We start from the raw sequence: 2,478 nt of genomic DNA, 5'->3' as shown, positions 1-2,478 counted from the left end.
CGGACCAGCGCGCGGTGAGCATGCTGTGGACGGTGTGGGAACGGATGGCCGGTATGTTTCCCGGAAAGTGGGTGCGCGAGAACGGCTCGGCCCCGGTGAACAACGCGGGCAGCCTGACCACCGCCGGAGAACTGTGGTTCCAAGTGCTGATCGGCATCACCCCGCGACAGGTTGCCGATGGGATGGGAAACTGCCTGCGCAGTGCGCTGCAGTGGCCGCCGAACCCCGGGCAGTTCCGAGCCATGTGTCTGGGCGTGCCGTCGTTGGCCGAGGTCGATGGCCAGATGCGACCCGGCCAGGCACATAGCGGGTTCACCGTGCTGGTGCGGTCGAATCTGGACCTGCACGCCTACGCCACGGCCGAGAGCGGCGCGCAGCAGCAGCGCATGTTAGCCAACGCCTACGACAGGGCGGTGAAGCATGTGATGGACGGCGGCGCCGTGCCCGAGGCGATGGCTGCATTGCCTGCACCCAAGCCAGAGCTGCACGTGGTGCGCAACCGCGACGCCGCGCGCAGCGCCATGGCGCAGGCCGCGGCGGATCTGGGATTCGGAGGCACGCATGGAGCCGGCTGAAATCCGCGCCTATCAGCGGCAGCTGCTGCTGTTCTGCTTGGGCATCCATGGCGAGAGCACTGCAGCGGAGGCATTGGAGCTGATGGGCAACGCCGCGCTCGAGTCCGGCGCGCCACGCGAGGTGATGCTGCTGAGCACGGCCGCCGTGGCTGGCCTACTGCGAGAGCTGGATGGTGATGGGCTGGTGCGCAGGTGCGAGAACCGCGACAGCGGCCGCGATGGGCGGCCGGTGGCGACGTGGGCTGCGACTGAGGCAGGCCGCGTAGAGCGTGCGCCGGCGCCGCCCTCGGGTCAGCAGCAGCTGGCCATGCCAATACTCGCGCCACCATCGGGGCAGCGCACGCGCGGCGGGTTGTCCATGGAGCAGCTTATGGGCCTGCTGAACGTCGAGTTCGACTGCATGCTCGAGCAGATGGATCGTGAGCACCAGGCCGCGCAGCAGCGCGCCCGTCAGGAGTTCGACGCATTCCGGCAGCGCGCGATGCGCGTGTGGGGCGCTATGGAGGCATCCGCCTGATGCGACCGAAGAAGACGTCCAGCCGTTCGCTGCGCTACGCCACCGTGCAGGACATGCCGGAGGGCATGCGCCGCTTGGTGCAGGCCAGCACGCCGGTAGCCGCTCCGTCACCGGCCGCGCCGCGCGCCTACCGCCCGCCGGCTGCTGTTCAATCCTCCGGCAGCGGAAACGCCGCCGGCAAGGTCGCGCGGGGTAGGCCCAGGCACGTGCCTGGGGAGATGAACAAGACGGAAGAAGCCTATGCCGCACATCTGGCGCTGCAGCTGGCCGCCGGCGAGATCGCGTGGTTCCGATTCGAGTCCGTGAAGCTGAAGTTGGCCGAAAAGACCCACCTCACCATCGACTTCTTCGTGATGACGGCCGCTGGCGACCTGGAGGCCCATGAGGTGAAGGGCTTCTGGGAGGAAGACGCCCGCGTGAAGGTGAAGGTGGCCGCCGCGATGTACCCGTTTCGATTCTTGGCAGTCCAGCGCGGCTCTGGCGGCGGCTGGAAAACGGAGGTGTTCTCTTGAACGCAATGATGATTGGCGGGGTCACTGTGCGCCGCGACGACGTGGGCAGGTTCTGCCTGAACGACCTGCACCAGGCATCCGGTGGTGCGAAGCGCCACCAGCCCAGCGACTGGCAGCGCCTGAAGCAGACCGAGGAACTGGTGGCCGAGCTGGTCAACTCCGGTGATTCCCGGATTTACCCGGTGCACTCGGTGGCCGGCCGCTACGGCGGCAGCTACGTGGTGCGCGAGCTGGTCTATGCCTACGCCATGTGGATCAGCCCCAGCTTCAGCCTGCAGGTGATCCGCGCCTATGACGCGATCACGGCCGGGGCGGCGGCTCCTGACCCGATGCAGGCGCTGACCGATCCGGCGACGCTGCGCGCGCTGTTGCTGTCCTACAGCGAGAAGGCCGAGATCCTCGAGGCGCGCGTGCAGTACCAGGAGCCGCAGGTCCGCGCGCTGCTGCGGCTGAGCCAGGCTGACGGTGCCTTCAACATCAGCACCGCCGCCAAGATGCTGCAGGTCCAGCCGCGCCAGCTGTTCGCGTGGCTGTCCGAGCATGGCTGGATCTACCGCCGCGCGGGCAGCAAGAACTGGCTGGCGTACCAGAACCGCCTGCAGCAGGGCGTGCTGACGCATAAGGCGTGCATCCAGCGCACCGACGGTGAGCAGGAGCGCGTACACGAGCAGGTGCTGGTGACCGCGAAGGGTCTGTCGCGGCTGGCCGAGAGTATCGACCGGGGGCAGATGACCTGGGCTCAGGCCGATGCCGCCACCGGGCTGCAGCTTGCGACTGAGGTGAGCCCGTGAGCTGGAACAGTGATCCTGTTCGAGGGATGGGAATCTCGAAGCCTCACATCACCTTCGGTCGGTACTTCGATGGTTCGCAGATG

4 protein-coding genes are annotated in these 2,478 nt (G+C 67.6%); all 4 read left to right on the top strand.

Annotation, left to right across the window (positions count from 1 at the left end; genetic code table 11):
- Positions 1 to 575: hypothetical protein (locus ACZ4VL_RS40400; RefSeq protein ID WP_468210976.1), on the top strand; the 575-nt coding region annotated here is incomplete at its 5' end.
- The gene (locus ACZ4VL_RS40395; RefSeq protein ID WP_362189699.1) at positions 562 to 1,092 is read left to right on the top strand and encodes a hypothetical protein; all 531 of its coding nucleotides are present in this window, start codon (positions 562 to 564) and stop codon (positions 1,090 to 1,092) included. The genes ACZ4VL_RS40400 and ACZ4VL_RS40395, both read left to right, overlap by 14 nt.
- A complete protein-coding gene (locus ACZ4VL_RS40390) occupies positions 1,092 to 1,604 on the top strand; it encodes a hypothetical protein (protein ID WP_239666440.1) in 513 nt (170 codons plus the stop codon). Before ACZ4VL_RS40395 ends, ACZ4VL_RS40390 begins: the two co-directional genes overlap by 1 nt.
- 5 nt (positions 1,605 to 1,609) lie before the next feature.
- A complete protein-coding gene (locus ACZ4VL_RS40385; protein WP_468210978.1) occupies positions 1,610 to 2,395 on the top strand; it encodes a phage antirepressor KilAC domain-containing protein in 786 nt (261 codons plus the stop codon).
- Positions 2,396 to 2,478: the final 83 nt, after the last annotated feature.

Source organism: Streptomyces sp. NPDC029014 (assembly GCF_055564695.1).
The sequence above is the reverse complement of the archived record's forward strand: the minus strand, read 5'-3'. Positions and strand labels throughout refer to the sequence as shown.

Bases quoted from the DNA above. Each gene is read 5' to 3' on its own strand.
- ACZ4VL_RS40390 (WP_239666440.1), top strand. From the start codon at position 1,092: ATGCGACCGAAGAAGACGTCCAGCCGTTCGCTGCGCTACGCCACCGTG.
- ACZ4VL_RS40395 (WP_362189699.1), top strand. From the start codon at position 562: ATGGAGCCGGCTGAAATCCGCGCCTATCAGCGGCAGCTGCTGCTGTTC.
- ACZ4VL_RS40385 (WP_468210978.1), top strand. From the start codon at position 1,610: ATGATGATTGGCGGGGTCACTGTGCGCCGCGACGACGTGGGCAGGTTC.